The following is a 20483-nucleotide window of genomic DNA, read 5'->3' as shown; positions in this document are numbered from 1 at the left end:
GCCGCCGCTTGCCCCGGGCGGAGCCGGCGCCCAATCTGGCCGGACGCCGGGCCGATCCAGGGACACGCAGGGTCCGGGAACAGGGAGCGACGAACATGCCGAAGCCGCCGGCCCCAGGACGATGCCCGGAATGAAGGTCTATCTCACCCATACCGACGAGGCCTTCGCGGGCTATTTCGGCGACCGCGCGCTGGCCGCGCTGCGCGAGCATGCCGAGGTGGTCCGCAACACCAGCGGCCGCGTGCTGGCCGGCGCCGCGCTGGCCGAGGCCGCGGCCGGCTGCCAGGCGATCATCGCCCACCGCGCCACGCCCGGCCTCGCGGAGACCTTCGCCGCCGCGCCCGATCTCGTCGCCTTCCTGCGCGGCGCGGTGGATGTCAGCACCATCGACCTGCCGGCCGCTTCCGAGGCCGGCGTGCTGGTGACGCAGGCGACACCGGGCTTCGTCGATGCCGTCGCCGAACTCGGCATCGGCCTGATGATCGACCTGGCCCGCGGCATCTCCCATGCCGGCGCGGCCTGGCAGCACAGCGCCGCGCCGCCGGCGCGCCCGGGCCTGCAGCTCTCCACCGCGACACTCGGCCTGCTGGGCTATGGCCGCATCGCCCGGCGCATGGCGGTGCTGGCGCGCGCCTTCGGCATGCGCGTCCTGGCGCATGATCCGGAGGCGACGATCGCGGATGGGGCGGCCGAGCCGGTCTCCCTCCCGGCCCTGCTTGCGGGCGCCGACGTCGTGGTCTGCCTCGCCGCCGCCACGCCGGAGACCGCCGATCTGATGAACGCCGCCGCCTTCGCGGCCATGCGGCGCGGCAGCTTCTTCATCAACCTGGCGCGCGGCGAGCTGGTGGACGAGGCGGCGCTGGAGGCGGCGCTCGAATCCGGCCATCTGGCGGGCGCGGCGATGGATGTCGGCCGCGCCCCGGACCAGAAGCCGAGCCCGCGCCTGGCCCGCCGCCCCGATGTCGTCGCCACGCCGCATATCGGCGGGCTGACGCGCGAGGCGGCGGAGCATCAGGCGATGGACACGGTGCGCCAGGTCGCCGCCCTCGCCGCCGGACGGATGCCGGAGGGCGCGCTGAATCCCGAGGCGGCGCACCGGCTGCGGCGGCTGGGCATCGGAGGCTGAGGCGCGTGCCCGAGTTCCGTCCCGCCCCCGCCCGCCTGCCGGCCGGGCGGCGCATCTACGCGGTGGGCGACATCCATGGCTGCGCCGACCGCCTCGCCGCGCTGCACGGGCTGATCGCCGCCGACCACGCGGCCCGGCCGGGCCCGTCGGGCCTGTTGCTGCATCTCGGCGATTTCGTCGACAAGGGCGGCGACAGCGCCGGCGTGCTGCGCTGGATGACGGGCGCCGCCCTGCCGGAGAGCCTCGCGGTGAAGAACCTCACCGGCAATCACGAGGTGGCGATGCTGGCCGCGCTGGAGGGCGGCCCCGGGGATGTCGCCGACTGGCTCTGGTGCGGCGGCCGGGCCACGCTCGCAAGCTACGGCCTCTCGCCCGAGGCGGCGGCGGCGGACTGGGCGGCGGCCATCCCGCCCGCGCACCATGCCTTCCTGCGCGGGCTGGAGCTGTTCCATCAGGAGGGCGGCTACTGCTTCGTCCATGCGGGGCTGCGTCCCGGCACACCCTTCCCGGCCCAGGCGCGGGAGGATCTGACGCGCATCCGCCAGCCCTTCCTCTCCTGGACCGGGCCGCATGACTTCGTCGTCGTGCATGGTCATACCGCCCGCGCCGAGCCGGAGGTGCTGCCGAACCGCATCAATCTCGACACGGCCGCCTGGTCCGGCGGGCCGCTGACCTGCGCGGTGCTGGAGGAGGACCGGATCGGCTTCCTCTTCGCGTGAGGTCCGGTTCACCCCGGCGGCGCGGCGCGGCCGCCGCGCATGTAATGCCGCTCCGGGCGGTAGGCGTCCTGGCCCAGCCAGCGGCGCAGCAGACGGGTTACGCGGCGCCGGAGCGGCGGAGAGGTCGGGGCGAGGCAGGCCATGAGCGGCGTCCCTGTCGTTGAGAACGCCTGTCGTTATCCGTCACTTCCGTTAACGCATCCCTGATGGCGCGGCCCGTTATCCCGCAAGCACCGCCACGCCGTGGCCGGTCAGGCCGAGCCCGACGGCCTCGCCCGGTGCCCGGCGGGTCTCGCTCGACGAGGCGATGGCGAAGATCGGGCCGAGCGGCGTCTCCAGCGTGTACTCCATGACGCCGCCCAGATAGGCCGCCTTGGTGACCCGCCCCTCCACGGCCGCCGCCGCGTCGCCGGCCGGAAGCAGGCGGATCGCCTCCGGCCGCAGCGCCACCTCCACCGGCCCGTCCGGCCGGTCGCGATGCGGCAGGGTCAGCCGCGTCCGGCCGAGCCGCACCTCGCCCTGCCGCGCATCCAGCCGCCGCAGATCCCCCTTCAGCCGGTTGGCATCGCCGATGAAGCCGGCGACGAAGGCATTGAGCGGCGCGTCGTAAAGCTCGGCCGGCGTGCCTTCCTGGGCGATGACGCCGGTGTTCATGACGATGATCCTGTCGCTGATCGCCAGCGCCTCGCTCTGGTCGTGCGTCACATAGGCGACGGTGACGCCGAGCCGCTGCTGCAACTCGCGGATCTCCTCGCGCATGTGCCGCCGCAGCCGCGCGTCGAGGTTGGACAGCGGCTCGTCGAACAGCAGCACCGAGGGTTCCAGCACCAGGGCGCGCGCCACGGCGACACGCTGCTGCTGCCCGCCCGAGAGCTCCGAGGGCAGCCGTGCCTCGAAGCCCGCCAGCCCGACCGAGGCCAGCGCGGCCCGCGCCGCCTCCCCCGCCGCCGCCTTGCCGCGGCCCGAGACGACCAGGCCGTAGCCGACATTCTCCAGCACCGTCATGTGCGGGAACAGCGCGTAGGACTGGAACACCATGGAGACGTCGCGCTCGGCCGGCGGCAGCGAGGAGACGTCGCGGCCGCCGATCATCACCCGCCCTTCGCTCGGATAGTCGAGCCCGGCGATCATCCGCAGGATGGTCGTCTTGCCGCAGCCCGAGGGGCCGAGCAGGGTGCAGAGCTGTCCGGCGGGGATGGCGAAGGACACGTCGCGCACTGCCGTCGCGGCGCCGAAGCGCTTGGTGACGTGCTCGAAGCGGATCTCGGCGGCGCGGGTCATGCGGCGGCTCCTGGCGTGGCGGTGGGTGCCGTGGCCACCGGCAGGACGGCGCGGCGGCCGATGCGGCGCTGGCCGACCAGGAGCTGCGCCAGCCCCAGCACCGCCAGCATCAGCACGATCAGCACGACGGCGACGGCGATGGCCAGGCCGTAATCGCCGTTGATGACGCGGTTGACGATGAACACCGTGGCCAGCTCGGTCTCCGCCGTGACCAGGAAGATGACGGCGCTGATCGTCGTCATGGCGCGGACGAAGGCATAGGTCAGCCCGGCGATGATCGCCGGCCGCAGCAGCGGCAGCAGGACGCGGCGGAACGCGTCCAGCCCGCCGCCGCCCAGCGTGTGGGAGGCCTCGTCCAGCGAGCGGTCGATCTGCGCCATCGCCGCCATGCCGGAGCGCAGGCCCACCGGCAGGTTGCGGAAGATGAAGCAGATCACGATGATCGCTCCCGTCCCCGCCAGTTCCAGCGGCGGCAGGTTGAAGGCGCGCAGATAGGCGACGCCGATCACCGTGCCGGGCACGGCGAAGGACAGCAGGGTGGCGAATTCCAGCAGCCCCCTGCCGGCGAAGCGGGCGCGGCTGAACAGCCAGGCCGCCAGGATGCCGAGCAGCGCGGTGACGGGCGCGGCGATCGCGGCGAGCTCGAGCGTCGTCAGCACGCTGTTCCAGGCGAGGCCGGTGAGCCGCGGCGCGCCGCCGCTCCACTCGATCTCGAAGGCCTTGACCATGTGGCGCAGCGTCGGCGTGTAGTCGCGGCCCCAGACCTCGACGAAGGCGCCCGAGACGGCCAGCGCGTAGAGCGCGACGGTCAGCCCCGCCCAGGGCAGCGCGACGCCGAGGCAGAGGCGCCGCACCCCGCGCGGCAGCGGCGGCGGCAGGCCGGAATCGCCCTTGCCGCCGATGGAGACGTAGGATTTCCGCCCCGTCAGCCGGCTCTGCGCCAGGAAGACCAGCCCGGCGATCAGCAGCAGCACCAGGGAGAGCGTGGCGGCGCGGCCCGGATCGGCCTGGGCGCCGACCACGGCGAAGAAGATCTCCGTGGCCAGGACGTTGAAGCCGCCGCCCAGCACCACCGCATTGCCGAAATCGGCGATGCTCTCGATGAAGCCGAGCAGGAAGGCATTCGCGAGCCCCGGCATCAGCAGCGGCAGGGTGACGGTGCGGAAGATCTTCGCCGGCGAGGCGCGCAGCATCGACGCCGCCTCCTCCAGCGTCGGCGACAGCCCTTCGACGACGCCGATCAGCACCAGGAAGGCGATCGGCGTGAAGGCGAAGAGCTGCGCCAGGAAGATGCCGGGCAGGCCGTAGATCCAGCGCCCCAGCTCCAGCCCGAACCATTCGGCGGCGGCGATCGAGACGAGGCCCGAGCGGCCGAAGATCAGGATCAGCCCCAGCCCCAGGATGAAGGGCGGCGTCACGATCGGCAGCACGGTGAGCCAGCGCAGCGCGCGGGCGAAGCGCAGCCGCCCGCGCGTCACCAGCAGCGCGAAGGCGAGGCCGAGCGCCGTGGTGCCGGCGCCGGTCAGGACCGCCAGGAGAATGGTGTTCCAGACCACGCCGCAGCGCGGCGCCCCGGCAAGGCAGCCGAGCCCCCACAGCCGCTCATCGGCCAGGCGCGGCACCGAGGCGGTCAGGCTGACCGCGCCGGCGGCGTCGCGGAAGGCGTCGGTCAGCAGCGCCAGGATCGGCAGGAAGGTGAAGAGCAGCACGCCGATCGCCACCGCCGTCGCGGCCGCGGCGGTGAAGGCATCGCCCCGGAAGGCGCCGCGGCCGGCGAGGCCGGCGGCGAGCACCAGTGCCAGCCCCATCGCCGTCAGGCTGCCGCCCCAGCCGATGCCGAACTGCCGGTCGTCCAGCACGCCGAACAGCGTCTCCAGCCCGGCGAAGCGCCAGCCGCGCACGCCGATCGCCTCGCCCTGCGCGACCAGCAGCGCCAGGCCGAGCCCGCCCGCCAGCAGCAGCCACCCGGCCCGCGCCCGGCGGGACAGCGGCGCCAGCGTCGCGGCCAGCGCGGCGAGCGGCGCCAGCACCGCCGGCCATAGCCACCAGCGGCCCTGGCTCAGCGCCTGCCCGAGCGCCGGTCCGTAATCGGCATCGGTGAACCAGCCGAGGCCCAGCTCCGACAGCAGGCCGAGCCCGTCCCGCGTCAGGTACCAGGGGAGGAGAAGCGCGGCGACCAGGGCGATCACCGCGCCGGTCAGGCTGGCGGCGCGCATGGCCCGGCCTCAGCGCGGCAGGCTGTTCACCTCGCGGTCCCAGCGCTCGATCAGCCGGCGCCGCTCGGCGCTGGTGCCGAACTTCGCGAAGTCGTAGTCGATCAGCTTGATCTGATCCATCTGCGGCGCCTCGGCCGGCACCGGCGTCGCGCGGTTGGAGGGGGTCTGGAACTGCTTCGTCTCGGCGCCGAGCTTCTGCGCCGCCGGGGTCAGCGCCCAGTCGTAGAAGCGCCGCGCGTTGCGCTCGTTCCTGGCCCCCTTGATGATCGACATCGAGCCGATCTCGTAGCCCGTCCCCTCGCAGGGCAGCGCGTAGCCGACCGGGAAGCCGCCGAGCTTCTCGGTCACCGCGTCGTGCACGAAGGAGATGGAGACGCCGGTCTCGCCCCGCGCCACCGCCTTCACCGGGCCGGTGCCGGAACGCGGATAGGTGTTGATGTTGCGGTGCAGGTCCTTGAGGTACTGGAAGGCCGCCTCCTCGCCCATCACCTGCACCATGGTCGCGATCATCACATAGGCCGTGCCGCTCGACTGCGGATTGGCCATCTGGATCTCGTTGCGGAACTCCGGCTTCAGCAGGTCCTTCCAGCAGGCCGGCGGCGTGATGCTGCGGCGCGCCAGCAGTTCGGTGTTGTAGGCGAAGCCTAGCGCGCCGGCATAGATGCCGACCGTGCGGTACTTCGAATCACGCGCCTGCTTCTGCGCCCAGTCGTGCAACTCGCCCAGCACGGGAGAGCGGTACTCGGCCGAGAGCCCGTCCTCCGCCGCCTGCAGATGCGGGTCGCCGGTGCCGCCGTACCAGACATCGCCGCGCGGATTCTGGGCCTCGGCGCGGATCTGCGCCAGCACCTCGCCGCTGCCCTTCTGCGCCATGCTGACGCGGATGCCGGTCTCCTTGGCGAAGGCATTGGCCGCCGCCTGGCACCATTCCACCTGCGCCGAGCAGTAGATGTTCAGGCTGCCCTGCGCCAGGGCGGGGGCGGCCGAGAGGGCGAGCAGGGCCATGGCGCCCGGCAGGATGTGACGGAGGGTGATCGGCATCGGTGTTCTCTCCCTGGCGGGAGGCCGGCGCGGCGGCCTTCCCGGACCGGCCATCGCCGGCTTGTCGCAGGAATGCAACAAAACCGTCACATCAACAAGGGATCCTCACGCGGCGGGCGGGCGGTCCTGGCCCTCCTCCCGGCGCAGCAGGGCGGCGTCGATCTGCTCCAGCAGCCGGGCGAAATCGACGGGCTTCGGATGATAGTCGTCGCAGCCCGCCTCGATCACCTTGGCGCGGTCGCCGGCCATGGCATGCGCGGTGAGCGCGATGATGGGGATATGCGCCGTCTCGGGCCGGCCGCGCAGCTGCCGCGCCGCGGTCCAGCCGTCCATGACAGGCAGATTCATGTCGAGGAGGATGATCTCCGGCAGGGCCTGCACCGCCTTGTCCACCCCCTCCTGCCCGTCATGCGCCAGCAGCACCTCGAAGCCCCGGCGGCGCAGCCGGCGGGAGAGGAAGTCCCAGAGCTCCTCGTGATCCTCCACCAGGAGAAGCGTGGTCATGCGGTTCGTCCTTCCGTATCCAGATCCTGCCGACCCCCGTCCCGGAGGTTCTCCCCGCCGGCGGCGGGCCGCGCCATCTCCGCCGGGCCGGATGGCGCAACAACGCGCGGGACGAGGGTCGCGATGCGGCGCAGCTCGCGCAGCAACTCCTCCCGCATGCCCTCCTCGGCCGGCAGCAGGCCCTGCACCCGGTCGCGCAGCCGCTCCAGCGCCTCCTCCTCCACCGCCCCGCCAGCCAGGGCGATGATCGGCAGCGCCCGCCATTCCTCGCGCCGCCGCAGCTCCTGGATCAGCGCGAAGCCCTCCCCACCGCCCTGCTGCACCGCGACCAGCGCCAGGGCGGGCGGCGGCGGCAGGGCCAGCCGGGCCAGCGCGGCGGCGGCATCCGCCACGGGCTCCACCACCCAGCCGGCCGCCTCCAGCAGGCGGGTCAGCTCGCCGCGATGCGCCGCGTCCTGCTCCAGCAGCAGCGCGCTCCCCGGCTGGGGCTGCGCGCGGAACCGGTCGAGCACGCGCTTCAGGCGGCTCCATTCCACGGGCTTGTCGAGATAGTCGGCGGCGCCCAGCGAGAAGGCCAGGCCCCTCTCCCGCACCATCGTCACCATGACCACCGGCGTCTCGACCAGCACGGGATCGGCCTTCAGCGCCGCCAGCACCGCCCAGCCATCCATGCGCGGCATCATCACGTCGAGCAGGATGGCATCGGGCCGCAGCGCGCGCGCCTGGCGCAGCGCCTCCTGGCCGTCAGCGGCGAGGCGCACGGCGAAGCCCTCCCGGTTCAGGAAGCGCGACAGCAGCTCCCGCGCCGCCGGGTCGTCGTCCACCACCAGGACCAGCCCGGCCCGCCCCTCGGAACCGGCGGGAGGCGCCTCCGGCACCGGCGCCGCCGCCGGCGCCCCGAGGTCGAGCGGCAGGCGCAGGGTGAAGAGGCTGCCCTCCCCGGGCCGGCTCTCCACGGCGATGCCGCCGCCCATCATTGCCGCGAAGGCGCGGGTGATGGCGAGGCCGAGGCCGGTGCCGCCGAAGCGCCGGGTGGTCGAGGCATCGGCCTGGGCGAAGCGCTCGAAGAGACGCGCGAGCTGCTCCTCCGTCATGCCGATGCCGGTATCGGCCACGCGCAGCCGCAGCCAGCCGGGGTGGCCCTCCGCCTCCCCCGACTCCACCTCGGCCGCCAGGGTGACACGGCCGCCCTCGGTGAACTTGGCGGCATTGCCGATCAGGTTGAACAGGCACTGCCGCAGCTTGACCGGGTCCGAATGCATCCGCGGCAACCGCTCGGGGATCCGCAGCTCCAGCGCATTGCCCTTCTTCTCGACCAGGCCGCGCACCGTCTCCGCGACCTCCCGCAGCAGCGCCGCCGGGTCGAAATCCTCGGCCTGCACCTCCATCCTGCCGGCCTCGATCTTCGACAGGTCGAGCACATCGTTGATGAGCGAGAGGAGGTGCCGCGCATTGGCGCGGATCTTCACCAGGTCCTCGCGGAAGGCCGCGGTGCCGGGGAGGTCCTGCGCCTCCTCCTCCAGCATCTCGGCATAGCCGATGACGGCGGAGAGCGGCGTGCGCAGCTCGTGGCTCATATTGGCGATGAACTGGCTCTTGGCGCGGTTGGCCTCCTCCGCCGCGCCCTTGGCCACGGCCAGCGCCTCCTCGGCCTCGCGCATCGCGGTGATGTCCGTGTTGGTGCCGAACCAGCCGATCAGGCGGCCCTCGGGAAACTCCTCGTCCGGCGGCTCGCGCAGGGGCAGCGCGCGGGTGAGGAACCAGCGGTAGCGGCCATCGGCGCCACGCAGCGGAAAGCTGTCCTCCCAGCCCTCGCCGGCGGCGATCGCGGCGCGCAGCCCGGCCGCCACCGCCTCGGCATGGTCGGGATGCAGCGCCACCTGCCAGCCGAAGCCATGCATCCTCTCCGGCGTCTCGCCGGTGTAGTCGAACCAGCGGCGGTTGAACCACTGCACCGCCCCCTGGTCGTCGGTCATCCAGGCCAGCTGCGGAATGGAGTCGACCGTCATGCGCAGCCGCGCCTCGCTGCGCCGGAGCCTCTCCTCCATGCGCCGCCGCGCCGAGACGTCGCTGGCGGCAAGGCCGACGCCGTCGCCCCGCGCCGCCGGGCCGCCGAGCGGGAAGAAATCCATCACCAGGTGCCGCTCCGGCCGCCCCGGCGGCCTGATCCGCACCTCGACGCCGGATTCCGCCCGGCCATCCCGCAGGACGCGGCGCAGATGCGGCTCCATCTGCGACCGCACCTCCGTCGGCAGGGCGCGGCCGGCGCCGCCCAGGAGGCTCTCGCTCAGCGCCATCAGGGCCTTGTTGGCATGGGTGACATGCAGGCCCCGGTCCAGGAAGCCGAGCCCGACCGGCGCATGCGCCATCACCCCGCCCAGCAGGGCCACGGCATGGCGCTCGGCCCGGCGGCGGGCGAGGCCATACAGCAGCAGCAGCAGGGCGGCGCCGCCGGCGGCGGCGGCGGCGAAGGCGATCAGCAGCAGCGTCCTGCGGTCATTCTCCGCCTCGAGCACCGCCATCCGGGCGCGGGTGGTCGACTGCACCTCGGCCACCGCCCGGCGCGCCGCGTCCATGACCGCCTTCCCTTCCCCCGTCGCGGTCAGGCGGATGGCGGCCTCGAGCCCCTCCTGCCGGCGCGCCGCCACCACCCGGTCCGACCAGGCGAGCTTCGCCTCGGTCAGGGCGCGCAGCCGGTCGGACGGAAAGCCGCCGGCCTCGGGCGAGGCGGCGCGCTCCAGGCGGTCCAGCGTGGGGCCCAGCGCGAGCCGCGCCCCCATGGAGGTCTCGAGATAGGTGTCGTCGCCCACCAGGACGAAGCCGCGCTGCCCGGTCTCGACATCCTTCAGCGCCGAGAGCAGCGCCTCGGCATCGAGCACATGGGCGTTGCCCGCCACCTGCAGGGCGCGGGCGCGGTCGGCCGCCATCCAGGCGGCGACGCCCGCGCCGACGGCCAGCAGGGCCAGCAGGGCGGCGCCGGCCAGCAGCCGGCCGCGCGGGCGGGAGAGGAAGGCGGCGGTGGCCGAGGCGGCGTCAGGCAAGGCATTGGTTTCCAGGCGATGGGGTCGTAACGCCGCGATCGCGCGGCGGGTTCTCGAAAAAGAGAAGAAGCCACGTCCAGGCTTCAACTCCGGCACCGCCACGGGCGTTGTCCCGGCGCGCCCGACCGGTGGGGACCGGCGCCTTCTCCAGGATGCCGCCCGTGAACCTGCCCCAATCGCTTCCCGACCCGACGCCCTCCCCGCCCGCCACGGCCATCCTGCGCTGCCTGCAGGGCATCCTGGGCCTGCTGGCCGCGGCGCTGACCATCGCCGCCCTGTATTATGGCCGCGACATCATCATGCCGCTGGTGCTGGCGACACTGCTGGCCTTCGTCCTGGCCCCGGTGGCGTCGCTGCTCACCCGCCTCTGGCTGCCGCGCGCCCTGGCGGTGGTGCTGACCGTGCTGCTCGGCGCCGGCGCCATCCTCGGTCTCGGCATCGTCATCGGGCGGCAGGCCGCCGCGCTGGTCGTCAACCTGCCCGAGTACCAAGCCAATCTGCGCGCCAAGCTGGAGGGGCTGCGGCTCTCCGAACTGCTGGCCGATGCGCGGCGCGCCATCGAAGACCTGACCGGCTTCATGGGCGACGGCGTCATCATGCCCTTGCCCGGCGCCGCCTCCTCGGCACCGCCCGCGGCCGAGGGCGGGACCACGCCGCTCGACATCCTGCAGGGGGTCGCCGCCCCGGTCCTCGCCCCCTTCGCCACCGCCGGGCTGGTCGTGCTCTTCGCCATCTTCGTGCTGATCTACCGCGAGGACCTGCGGGACAGGGTGATCCGGCTGGCCGGCAGCCGCGATCTGCACCGCACCACCGTGGCGCTGAACGACGCGGCCCGGCGGCTCTCCCGCTTCTTCCTGGCGCAGGTCGCCCTCAATGCGGGGCTGGGCGTCATGGTCGGGCTGGCGCTCTGGGCCCTCGGCATGCCCAGCCCGGCGCTCTGGGGCATCCTGGCGGGGCTGATGCGCTTCGTGCCCTTCCTCGGCCTGTTCATCGCCCTGCTGCCGACGCTGCTGCTCGCGCTCGCCGTCGATCCCGGCTGGTCGCTGGCCTTCTGGGTGCTCGGCCTGTTCCTGATCGCGGAACCGCTGATGGGGCAGGTGCTGGAGCCCACGATCTATGGCCACAGCACCGGCCTCTCGCCCGTCGCCGTCATCATCGCGGCGATCTTCTGGACCTTCCTCTGGGGCCCGATGGGCCTGCTGCTGGCCATGCCGCTGACGCTCTGCCTGGTGGTGCTGGGCCGCCACGCGCCGAGCCTCGGCTTCCTCGACGTCATCCTCGGCGACCGGCCCTCGCTGCTGCCGGAGGAACGCTTCTACCAGCGCGCGCTGAGCCGGGACCCCGAGGGGCTGATCCGGCAGGCGCGGGAACAGCTGCGCCTGGAACCCTCCCTCACCGCCTATCACGACGGCGTGGCGCTGCGCGCACTGGTGATGGCCGATCAGGACTGGTCGCGCGAGGTGCTGGAGGCGGAGAAGCTGGAGGATATCCGCTTCTCCCTCGCCGGGTTGCTGGAGGAGCTGAAGGGGGAGGAAAGCGACGGGGAGGAAAGCGACGGGGAGGTAGCGCCGCGTATTCTCTGCACCGCCGGGCGCGGCCGGCTGGACGACCTCGCCGCCGCCTTCGCCGCCCAGGCGCTGCGCTCCGAGGGGCTGCCCGCCCTGGCGCTGGCCGAGGGTGCCGAGCCGCCGCCCGGCCTCGTGCCGAACCTCGCGCTCTGCTGCATCGCCGTGCTGGAATCCGGCAGCAGCGCGGCCGGCATCCGCTATCTGGTGCGGCGCTGGCAGCGCCTGCTGCCGGGAGCCCGCATCGTCGTCGGCCTCTGGCACGCCGCCCCGGACAGCGCGCTGCTCGAGGCGCTGCGCCGCGAGAAGGCGGGCGAGGTCATCGTCACCTCCCTCGGCGAGCTGGCGGCGCTCTGCCGCACGCTGGAGGAGGTGCCGGAGCCGCGGCGCGAAGCCGGGTCCGCCTGAGGGATGCGGCGGGGGTTGCGGCTGGCGGCGCGCGTCGCGATCTAGCCTCGCATGACCCCGCGCTTCGCCTTCGACAACAGCTTCGCCCGCCTGCCGGGGGGCCTTCCCGGAGGCTTCCACGCGCGGCTGGCGCCGACCCCGGTGGCCGAGCCACGGCTGATCCGCCTCAACCGGCCGCTGGCCGAGCTGCTCGGCCTGGACCCGGAGGCGCTCGCGAGCCCCGAGGGCGTCGCCATCCTGGCCGGCAATGCCGTGCCGGAAGGCGCGGAGCCGCTGGCCATGGCCTATGCCGGACACCAGTTCGGCGGCTTCGTGCCCCAGCTTGGCGATGGCCGTGCCATCCTGCTGGGCGAGGTGGTGGGGCGCGACGGGCTGCGGCGCGACATCCAGCTCAAGGGGTCCGGCCCCACCCCCTTCTCCCGCCGGGGCGACGGGCGGGCGGCGCTCGGCCCGGTGCTGCGGGAATATCTGGTCAGCGAGGCCATGGCGGCGCTCGGCGTGCCCACGACCCGCGCCCTGGCGGCCGTCTCGACCGGCGAGGCGGTGCTGCGCGAGACGCCGCTGCCCGGCGCCGTGCTGGCCCGCGTCGCCTCGAGCCACCTGCGCGTGGGCAGCTTCCAGTTCTTCGCCGCACGGGGCGATGTCGCGGCGCTGCGCCGACTGACTGACTATGCCATCGCGCGCCACGATCCGGGGGCCGCCGGGGCGCTCCGGCCCGCCCGCGCCCTGCTCGACGGCGTGGTGGCCCGGCAGGCCGCCCTCGTGGCGCAATGGCTGCTGCTCGGCTTCATCCACGGCGTGATGAACACCGACAACACCAGCATCTCCGGCGAGACCATCGACTACGGCCCCTGCGCCTTCCTCGATGCCTATGAGCCCGGCAAGGTGTTCTCCTCGATCGACCTCGGCGGCCGCTATGCCTACGGCAACCAGCCGCGCGCCATGCACTGGAACCTGGCGCGGCTGGCCGAGGCCCTGCTGCCCCTGCTCGACGAGGAGGAGGAGGCCGCCATCGCCTCGGCGCAGGAGGCCCTGGCCGGCTTCGGCCCCGCTTTCGAGGCGGCCTATCTGGCAGGCCTGCGCCGCAAGACCGGGCTGCTCTCGGCGCGGCGGGACGATGCGGAGACGATGCAGGCCCTGCTGGACCTGATGGCGGCGCAGCAGGCCGACTTCACCCTCGCCTTCCGCGCCCTGGCCGACACCGCCGGGGCCGATGCGGCCGGGGCCGGCGGCGAAGAGGCCTTTCTCGCGCTCTTCGCCGAGCGCGAGCCGGCCACCGCCTGGCTGGCGCGCTGGCGGTCCCGGCTGGCGCAGGAGCCCCTGTCGCCGGCGTCGCGGGCGGGCGCGATGCGCGCCGCCAACCCGGCCTTCATCCCGCGCAACCACCGGGTCGAGGCGGCGCTGGGGGCGGCGATCTGGCAACGCGACCTCGGCCCCTTCGAGACCCTGCTCGGCGTCCTGTCCCGTCCCTTCGACGACCAGCCGGAGCACCGCGCGCTGATGCTGCCGCCCCAGCCGGAGGAACGCGTCGAGCGCACCTTCTGCGGCACCTGACGGCCGCCTCCCGCGCGGCGCCACAGGCAGGGGGGTGGTGGACAGAGGGCGCCCCGGACCATAGCCTCGGCGCGGTAACAGTCGCGGCATCGGCCGCGCCGGGAGGCTGGCCGGTCCAAAGCGGCTCCATTCGAACGGAGCATCCCTCGCCATGTCCGACCCCCGCCCGGCTTCCCCGCCGGGCATGCCCCTCCCCGGCATGCCTCCCGCCGACCTGTCTCCCGCCGACCTGTCTCCTGCCGACCTGTCTCCTGCCGACCTGTCTCCTGCCGACCTGTCTCCTGCCGACCTGGCCGAGACGGCCCGGCGGGTCCTCCCGGGCGGCGGCTTCGGCAACATGGCGGGGGAGATCGTCATCCGCGAGGGCCGCGGCGGCCGCGTCCGGGATACCGAGGGCCGGGACTACATCGACTTCCTGCTGGGCTCGGGCCCCATGCTGGTGGGCCACGCGCATCCCGAGGTGAACGCGGCGGTGATCGAGCAGCTCGGGCGCGGCTCCACCTTCTTCGCCAGCAACGAGCCGGGCATCCGGCTGGCGGAGGCCATCGTCGCGGCGGTGCCCTGCGCCGAGCAGGTGCGCTTCGCCTCCACCGGCACCGAGGCCGATGCCTATGCGATGCGCCTGGCCCGCGCCCATCGCCGCCGCCCGAAGATCCTGAAGTTCGAGGGCGGCTATCACGGCATGAGCGATTATGCGCTGATGAGCCTCTGGTCCGCCGCGCCCGGCAATTCCGCCACGCCGGTCGCGGATTCCGCCGGCATTCCCGACAGCCTGCGCGGCGAGATGCTGGTCTGTCCCTACAACGACCTGGAGGCGGCGCGGGCACTGGTCGCCGCGCATCACGACGAGATCGCCGGGGTCATCGTCGAGCCGATGCAGCGCTTGATCCCGCCGCGTCCCGGCTTCCTGCAGGGCCTGCGCGACCTCACCGCCGAGCATGGCATCCTGCTGATCTTCGACGAGGTGGTCACGGGCTTCCGCCTCGCCTATGGCGGCGCGCAAGAGTATTACGGCGTGGTCCCGGACCTCTGCACGCTGGGCAAGGTGATCGGCGGCGGCCATCCGCTCTCCGCCATCGCCGGCCGGGCGGAGATCATGGCGCATTTCGACCGCGCCCGGGCGGGGGATGCCTTCCTGCCGCAGATCGGCACGCTGAGCGGCAATCCGGTGGCCGCCGCGGCCGGCCTCGCCACGCTGGAGATCCTGCGCCGCCCCGGCGCCTATGAGCGGATCTTCGCCACCGGGCGCGCCCTGCAGGCGGCGCTGCGCGAGGCCCTGGCGGAAGCCGGCATCCCGGCCCTGATCCTGGGCGAGCCGCCGATGTTCGACGCCGTCTTCACCACGCGCGCCACCATCACCGAGCATCGCGGCATGCTCGACACCGACAAGGCGATGAGCGGGCGTTTCAACGCCTTCCTGCGCGCGCGGGGCGTCTTCAAGAGCGAGGGCAAGATCTACGTCTCGCTGGCGCATGACGCGCGCGACATCACCGAGGCCGGCACGGCCTTCGCGGAGGCGGCGCGGCTGGCCAAGGCCCCGTCCCCGGCCCATGCGTGAACCCGGAGAGAACGGCATGACGGAACTGAACTGGCTCCCGGCGGTGGAGATGGCGGCGCTGGTGCGCGGCAAGGCGGTGTCCCCGGTGGAGATCGCCCGGGCCGTGCTGGACCAGGTCGAGGCCTGCGAGCCGCGCATCAACGCCTTCAGCGAGCTTCTGCCGGAGCGCTTCCTGGCCGCCGCCCGGGAGGCCGAGCGCGCCGTCATGGCCGGCGAGGCCACCGGCCCGCTGCACGGCGTGCCGGTCACCATCAAGGACCTGACGGTGATGCGGGGGCTGCGCATGGGCAGCGGCTCGCTCACCCAGGAGGGCGTGGTGCCGGCCGAGGACGCGCCCGTCGTCACGCGGCTGCTGAACGCGGGGGCGATGCCGCTCGGCAGGACGACGACGCCGGAATTCGGCTGGACCGGCGTCAGCCGCAGCCCGCTGACCGGCGAGACGCACAATCCCTGGAGGCATGGCTACAACGCCGGCGCCTCCTCGGCCGGGGCGGGCGCGGCGGCGGCGGCGGGCTTCGGGCCGCTGCACCAGGGCAGCGACGGCGCGGGCTCGGTGCGGATGCCGGCGCATTTCTGCGGCATCTTCGGGATGAAGCCGAGCTTCGGGCGCGTGCCCTATTATCCGGTCAATGGCGGCGACTACGCCTCGCATGTCGGCCCTATGACCCGCACCGTCGCCGATGCGGCGCTGATGCTCTCGGTCATGGCCGGGCCGCATCCCTGGGACCACACCTCGCTCGAGGCGGCGCCGGCCGACTATCCCAGGCGGCTGCACGAGCCGCGCGCGGGCCTGCGCATCGCCTACAGCGCCGATCTCGGCCATGCCCGTGTCGATCCCGAGGTGGCGCGGCTGGCGCGCAAGGCGGCGGAGGATCTGGCCGCCGCCGCCGGCGCCGCGCTCGTCGAGGTGACGCCGGGCTGGGGCCCGCTCGGCCCCGAGATCGGCCGCTTCTTCTGGTCCTCGCACCTGACGCGGCTGGCGCCCCTGCTGCCCGACTGGGCGGCGCGCATGGACCCCGGCCTGGTCGCCTGCGTGAAGCAGGGGCTGACCCACAGCCTGTCCGAGTACCAGCGCATGCGCCCGCGCAAATACGCCTATGTCGCGCAGATCCACCGCTTCTTCGAGGAGGTGGACCTGCTGCTCACCCCCGCCGTCTCGGTGCCCGCCTTCCCGCTGCCGCGCCTGCGCCCCGCGGACTGGCCGGAGCATGCCTGGGACTGGCTGGCCTGGGCGGAGTTCTCCTATCCCTTCAACCTCTCCGGCAACCCGGCGGCGAGCCTGCCCTGCGGCTTCACCGCCGAGGGGCTGCCGGTCGGGCTGCAGGTCGTGGGGCGGCGCTTCGACGATCTGGGCGTGCTGCAGGCCTCCGCGCTGTTCGAGAAGGCGCGCCCCTGGGCCGACCGCCGGCCGCCCCTGGCGCGGCGGGAATGACCGGCGGCCGGGCCCAGGATCATCCCTTGCGGATGTTGTGGAAGATCGGGAAGCCGTTGAGCATGCCGGTGACAGCGGCGCGGAAGGCGGTGGGCTGGGTGAAGGCGCCCGTCGGCAGGTAGGGGATATCCTCGAAGGCCTGGCGTTGCAGCGCCTCGGCGAGGCGCTTCTGCTCCGCCGGGTCCTCCGCGTCCATGAACCGGTCGCGCAGCGCCTCGATCCTCGGCAGGTCCGGCCAGCCGTAGGTGCCCGCCCGTCCCGGCCCGCGCAGGTAGGATTGCGTGGCCGGGCTGGTGGCGATGATGCCGGGGATCGTGTTGCACCAGACGCTCCAGCCGCCCTGCTCCAGCGGACCGCGATTGGTCAGCCGACCCGCGATCGTGCCCCAGTCGCCGGTCTGGTAGTCCAGGTTGACCCCGCTGCGGCGGAACATGTCGCCGGCGATCTCGCTCATGGCGTTCAACCGGGCATTGTCCGTGGGCACGACGAAGACGACCCGCTCGCCGCGGTAGCCGGCGGCCTCCAGGTTGCGCTTCACCCGCTCGTGGTCCGGCGCGCCGTCCATCGCCTCCAGCCCCGCCTCCGTCGCCAGCGGGCTGCCGGGCAGGAAGAAGCCGCAGCGATCGGTCCAGAGAGCCCGGTCCTCGCCCATCACGGCGGTCATGTAGTCGGCCTGCCGGATGCCGGGCAGGAAGGCGCGGCGGATGGCCGGATTGTCGAAGGGCGGCTGGAGGTGGTTGAAGCGGATCATGGACATCGAGCCGGTCCTGTCCTTCACTTCCAGCCGGATGTTGCGGTTGCGCCGCAGCAGCGGCAGCAGGTCGGGCGTCGGCTGTTCCCACCAGTCCACCTCGCCCTGCTGCAGGGCGGCCGCCGCCGTCGAGGCGTCGGGCAGCGTGTGCCATTCCACCCGGTCGAGATGGGCGCGCTTGCCGCCGGCGAGGAAGCTCGGCGGCTCGTCGCGCGGCACATAGCCCTCGAACCGCTCATAGGCCGCCCGCACCCCGGCCATGCGGTCCGCCGCGACCCAGCGGAACGGGCCGCTGCCGACGATCTCCGTCACCTGTGTCGAGGGCGGGTTGCGGGCGAGGCGCTCCTGCATCACCGGGCAGAAGGAGGAGGGCTTGGCCAGGGCGGCGGCGAGCAGCGGGAAGGGCCGGCGCAGCCGGATGTCGAACACCCGGTCCGAGACGACGACCATCTCCTCCGTGATGGCGCGGATGTTCTGGGCCAGAACATCCGCCTGGCTCCAGCGCGCGATGCTGGCGATAACATCGGCCGCGCGGATCGGCGTGCCGTCGTGGAAGGTGATGCCCTCGCGCAGCGTGATGCGCCAGCGCCGCCCCTCATCCTCGATGACATGGCCCGCCGCGAGCTGCGGGCGCGGCTCGTAGGATTCGTCGAGACCGTAGAGCTGGTCATAGACCATCATGGCATGGTTGCGCGTGACGAGCGCCGTGTTGAAGACCGGGTCCAGCAGGGCCAGGTCCGCCTGGGGCACGAAGCGGAGCAGGCTCCGCGCGCCGGCCGTCCCCTGGGCCCGGACGACCGAGGGCGCGGCCAGCACCGCGGCCGGAAAGGCCAGCATCTCACGACGTTTCATGTCTCTCTCTCCCGAGCGTTCGTCATGCGGGGCAGCCGGGCGCCATTCACGGCCGCAGCACCTGGCGCGACCGCGCCGCCTGGCGGACGGAATCCCACCCGTAGAGCATCGGCACCATGCGGGCCGCCGCCCAGTCGGCATGCTGATCGGCGTAGTGCGGGCTGCCCGGACGGCCGGAGACACCATGGAACACCACCCACCGGCTGTTGTCCCAGTCCCCGACATCGAAGACGTAGCGCGCCAGCGCGCCGTATCCGGCGGCCGGGCCGGAAGCGGCCAGCAGGCCGTTCGCCAGCACCGTGTCGTTGTCGCCGCCGATCGGCAGGGCGGGCGGGTCCAGCAGCGCCGCCGCCGCGGGGAAGAGGGCGGAGAGGGGATGCGCGAAGCGCGGCCGATGCGTCTCGCCCCAGGGCTGCTCCGTGGCGCCCGCCACCTCGCGAAGCGCGGCGCCGATCGCCTCCTCCCAGCGCCATCCATCGAGCAGCGCGGCGTCATCCCGTCGCAGCAGGTTCGGCAGCGTCCACCAGAGCTGGTTCATCGGCGCGACGCCCGGCGCCACCGCCAGCCAGGGATGGCCCCCGGCGCCGCCGAGGCCGCTGCGCTCGGCCAGGATGCGCGTCAGGGCCCGACGCAGCGCGACATAGTCGGTGGGTGCCGTGGCGTCGGCGCTCATCCGTCCGTCCCAGGCCAGCAGGCGCTGCCGCAAGGCCTCCGCCTCGCCTTCGAGCGGCGCCAGCGCGGCCAGCCGCTCGCGGAACAGCAGCGCGTTGGGCGAGAGCGTGTCGCCATGGATCGCCGCCGCGTCCTCCGGCCCGAAGCCCGGCGTCCCGCGCAGCCGTTCCAGGATGCGCGCCGCGCGGTAGGGCGGATGGCAGTCGGTGCAGAGATAGTCCGGGTGGTCATCGGCCACCACGCGGTTGTTGGCGGTGACGATCAGGCCCTCCTCCGGGTCGATCGCCCGCGGCATGTCGTCATGCGCGATCCAGCCGCGCCAGGCGTGCTCCCCCGTCCATCCCGGCATCGGCAGCCAGCCGCTCTGCCGCCCGCGGCGCGGCACGCGCGCGCGCACCAGGTGGCCGATATGCCCTTCCGTGTCGGCGGCGACCAGGTTGTGGTCGATCAGCCCCCAGCCGCGTGTCGCCTCGAACAGGTCCTCGACATTCGTGGCGCGCGTCATGCGCGGCAGGCAGTCGAAGGAGAGGTCCGTCTCCGCGAACTGCACCGAGCGCAGCGAGAGGGCCGTGCCGTGGCGCGCATCGCCCGCGATCACCGGGCCGTTCGGTGTCTCCACCACCTCGAAGCGGCGGGGCGCCTCGCCGCGCACCGCGATCGTCTCCTCGCGCCGGCGGGCGGGAACCCACTCGCCCGCCTGCATCACCCGCGCGCCATCCGCCTCGAAGCGTTCGAGGAAGACATCGTGGATGTCCATGAAGGCATGCGTCACGCAATAGGCGACGCGCCCGTTCTGCGCGAAGTGCGGGAAGCCCGGCACGCCCGGCACGGTCAGCCCGATCATGTCGAAGGCGTCGCAGGCCACGTGGTGCTGCGCGTACATGTTCGGGATCTCGAAGACCCGGTGCGGGTCGCCGGCCAGCACCGGCCGCCCGGTGCCGCTGCGGGCGGGGCCCACCGCCCAGTTGTTGCTGCCCCCGCCGGTCTCGTCCCCCTGCAGGCCGAGCGACTCCAGCAGCGCGCGGATGGCCGGCGCCAGCACCTCCAGCTCGGCCTCGAAGCGCGCCGCCTCCGCCCCGGGAGGGATGCAGAGCAGGTCGCGCCCGCCATCGTCGTAGCGCAGCGCCCCGACACGCGCCGCGCCCACCACCGGCAGCGCCGCCGCGCGCCAGAGCTTGAACCAGACGGAGCCCATCAACAGGCCCAGCCGCCGCATCACCGCGATGCTGTGCCAGCCTTCCCAGGGTTCCGGCCGCGCCTCCAGCAGCGCGTATTCTACCGGCAGCGGCGCGTCCGAGGCGAGGAAGGCGTTCACGCCGGCGGCGTAGGATTCCAGCATCGCCCGCGCCGCCTCCCCCAGCGCCGCGTGGTCGCGCCGGCAGGCGGCTTCCATCCCCAGCCGGCGGACCAGGATATCCGCCTCCGCGGCACCGGGCCCGAGCCATTCGGCCGCCCGCCCCAGCGCGCGCCGCCGTGTCAGCTCCATCTGGAACAGGCGGTCCTGCGCGTGCACGAAGCCGAGGGCGAACCAGGCATCGCCGGTCGGGCCGGCGCGCAGATGCGGAATGCCATGGGCGTCGCGCAGGATCTCCACCGGCGCAGCCAGTCCCGGCACCTCCAGCACGCCCTCGAGCGGCGGCAGCGCCGCCCGCAGCCTGCGCGCGTCCACGACATCCATGTCCATTCTCCCCTGTTCGGGGGAGTTTGGAACCGACTTGCGGCCATTGTCGATATATCAAATACTATGTTTCGACAGCATCGCC

At 73.4% G+C, this 20483-nt stretch carries 14 protein-coding genes; 6 read left to right on the top strand and 8 right to left on the bottom strand.

Features of this window, described 5'->3' with window-relative positions:
- Nucleotides 1-121: 121 nt before the first annotated feature.
- The gene (locus ACVMLK_RS02395) at nt 122-1126 is read left to right on the top strand and encodes an NAD(P)-dependent oxidoreductase (protein ID WP_457485504.1); all 1005 of its coding nucleotides are present in this window, start codon (nt 122-124) and stop codon (nt 1124-1126) included.
- A gap of 5 nt (nt 1127-1131) precedes the next feature.
- Nucleotides 1132-1845, top strand: a complete 714-nt coding sequence (locus ACVMLK_RS02390; RefSeq protein WP_457485503.1) for a metallophosphoesterase — start codon at nt 1132-1134, stop codon at nt 1843-1845.
- 8 nt (nt 1846-1853) lie between these two features.
- Here ACVMLK_RS02390 and ACVMLK_RS02385 read toward each other — a convergent pair whose 3' ends face one another.
- The 6 genes from ACVMLK_RS02385 to ACVMLK_RS02360 form a co-directional block, all read right to left on the bottom strand.
- Entirely contained in the window at nt 1854-1988 is a 135-nt protein-coding gene (locus ACVMLK_RS02385) for a hypothetical protein (RefSeq protein WP_255528536.1), read from the bottom strand.
- 76 nt (nt 1989-2064) lie between these two features.
- A complete protein-coding gene (locus tag ACVMLK_RS02380) occupies nt 2065-3126 on the bottom strand; it encodes an ABC transporter ATP-binding protein (RefSeq protein WP_198364393.1) in 1062 nt (353 codons plus the stop codon).
- On the bottom strand, nt 3123-5342 hold the full coding sequence (locus tag ACVMLK_RS02375; RefSeq protein WP_457485502.1) for an ABC transporter permease: 2220 nt from the start codon (nt 5340-5342) through the stop codon (nt 3123-3125). The genes ACVMLK_RS02380 and ACVMLK_RS02375 overlap by 4 nt, the downstream gene beginning before the upstream one ends.
- Before the next feature lie 9 nt (nt 5343-5351).
- Complete coding sequence (locus ACVMLK_RS02370; protein WP_422921523.1) at nt 5352-6383, bottom strand: ABC transporter substrate-binding protein; 1032 nt, start codon at nt 6381-6383, stop codon at nt 5352-5354.
- A gap of 105 nt (nt 6384-6488) precedes the next feature.
- Nucleotides 6489-6887: a response regulator gene (locus tag ACVMLK_RS02365; protein WP_198364390.1), complete on the bottom strand. Its 399-nt coding sequence runs from the start codon at nt 6885-6887 to the stop codon at nt 6489-6491.
- Nucleotides 6884-9928, bottom strand: a complete 3045-nt coding sequence (locus tag ACVMLK_RS02360) for a response regulator (RefSeq protein WP_457485501.1) — start codon at nt 9926-9928, stop codon at nt 6884-6886. Before ACVMLK_RS02360 ends, ACVMLK_RS02365 begins: the two co-directional genes overlap by 4 nt.
- A gap of 161 nt (nt 9929-10089) precedes the next feature.
- Between ACVMLK_RS02360 and ACVMLK_RS02355 the strand changes: the two genes are divergently transcribed.
- The 4 genes from ACVMLK_RS02355 to ACVMLK_RS02340 all read left to right on the top strand — a co-directional run bounded on the left by ACVMLK_RS02355 (nt 10090) and on the right by ACVMLK_RS02340 (nt 16445).
- The gene (locus ACVMLK_RS02355) at nt 10090-11901 is read left to right on the top strand and encodes an AI-2E family transporter (protein WP_198364388.1); all 1812 of its coding nucleotides are present in this window, start codon (nt 10090-10092) and stop codon (nt 11899-11901) included.
- 51 nt (nt 11902-11952) lie between these two features.
- Nucleotides 11953-13455, top strand: coding sequence for a protein adenylyltransferase SelO (locus tag ACVMLK_RS02350; RefSeq protein WP_457485500.1), 1503 nt, complete (start codon nt 11953-11955; stop codon nt 13453-13455).
- A gap of 151 nt (nt 13456-13606) precedes the next feature.
- Nucleotides 13607-15013: an aminotransferase class III-fold pyridoxal phosphate-dependent enzyme gene (locus ACVMLK_RS02345; protein WP_457485499.1), complete on the top strand. Its 1407-nt coding sequence runs from the start codon at nt 13607-13609 to the stop codon at nt 15011-15013.
- Nucleotides 15006-16445: an amidase gene (locus tag ACVMLK_RS02340; RefSeq protein ID WP_457485498.1), complete on the top strand. Its 1440-nt coding sequence runs from the start codon at nt 15006-15008 to the stop codon at nt 16443-16445. Before ACVMLK_RS02345 ends, ACVMLK_RS02340 begins: the two co-directional genes overlap by 8 nt.
- A gap of 19 nt (nt 16446-16464) precedes the next feature.
- Here the strand turns inward: ACVMLK_RS02340 and ACVMLK_RS02335 are convergent, their stop codons facing one another.
- The gene (locus ACVMLK_RS02335) at nt 16465-18048 is read right to left on the bottom strand and encodes an ABC transporter substrate-binding protein (RefSeq protein WP_457485497.1); all 1584 of its coding nucleotides are present in this window, start codon (nt 18046-18048) and stop codon (nt 16465-16467) included.
- A 46-nt stretch (nt 18049-18094) separates the two neighbouring features.
- The gene (locus ACVMLK_RS02330; protein WP_457485496.1) at nt 18095-20398 is read right to left on the bottom strand and encodes a penicillin acylase family protein; all 2304 of its coding nucleotides are present in this window, start codon (nt 20396-20398) and stop codon (nt 18095-18097) included.
- Between the last annotated feature and the right edge of the window lie 85 nt (nt 20399-20483).

The organism is Teichococcus aerofrigidensis (assembly GCF_054073225.1).
The sequence above is the reverse complement of the archived record's forward strand: the minus strand, read 5'-3'. Positions and strand labels throughout refer to the sequence as shown.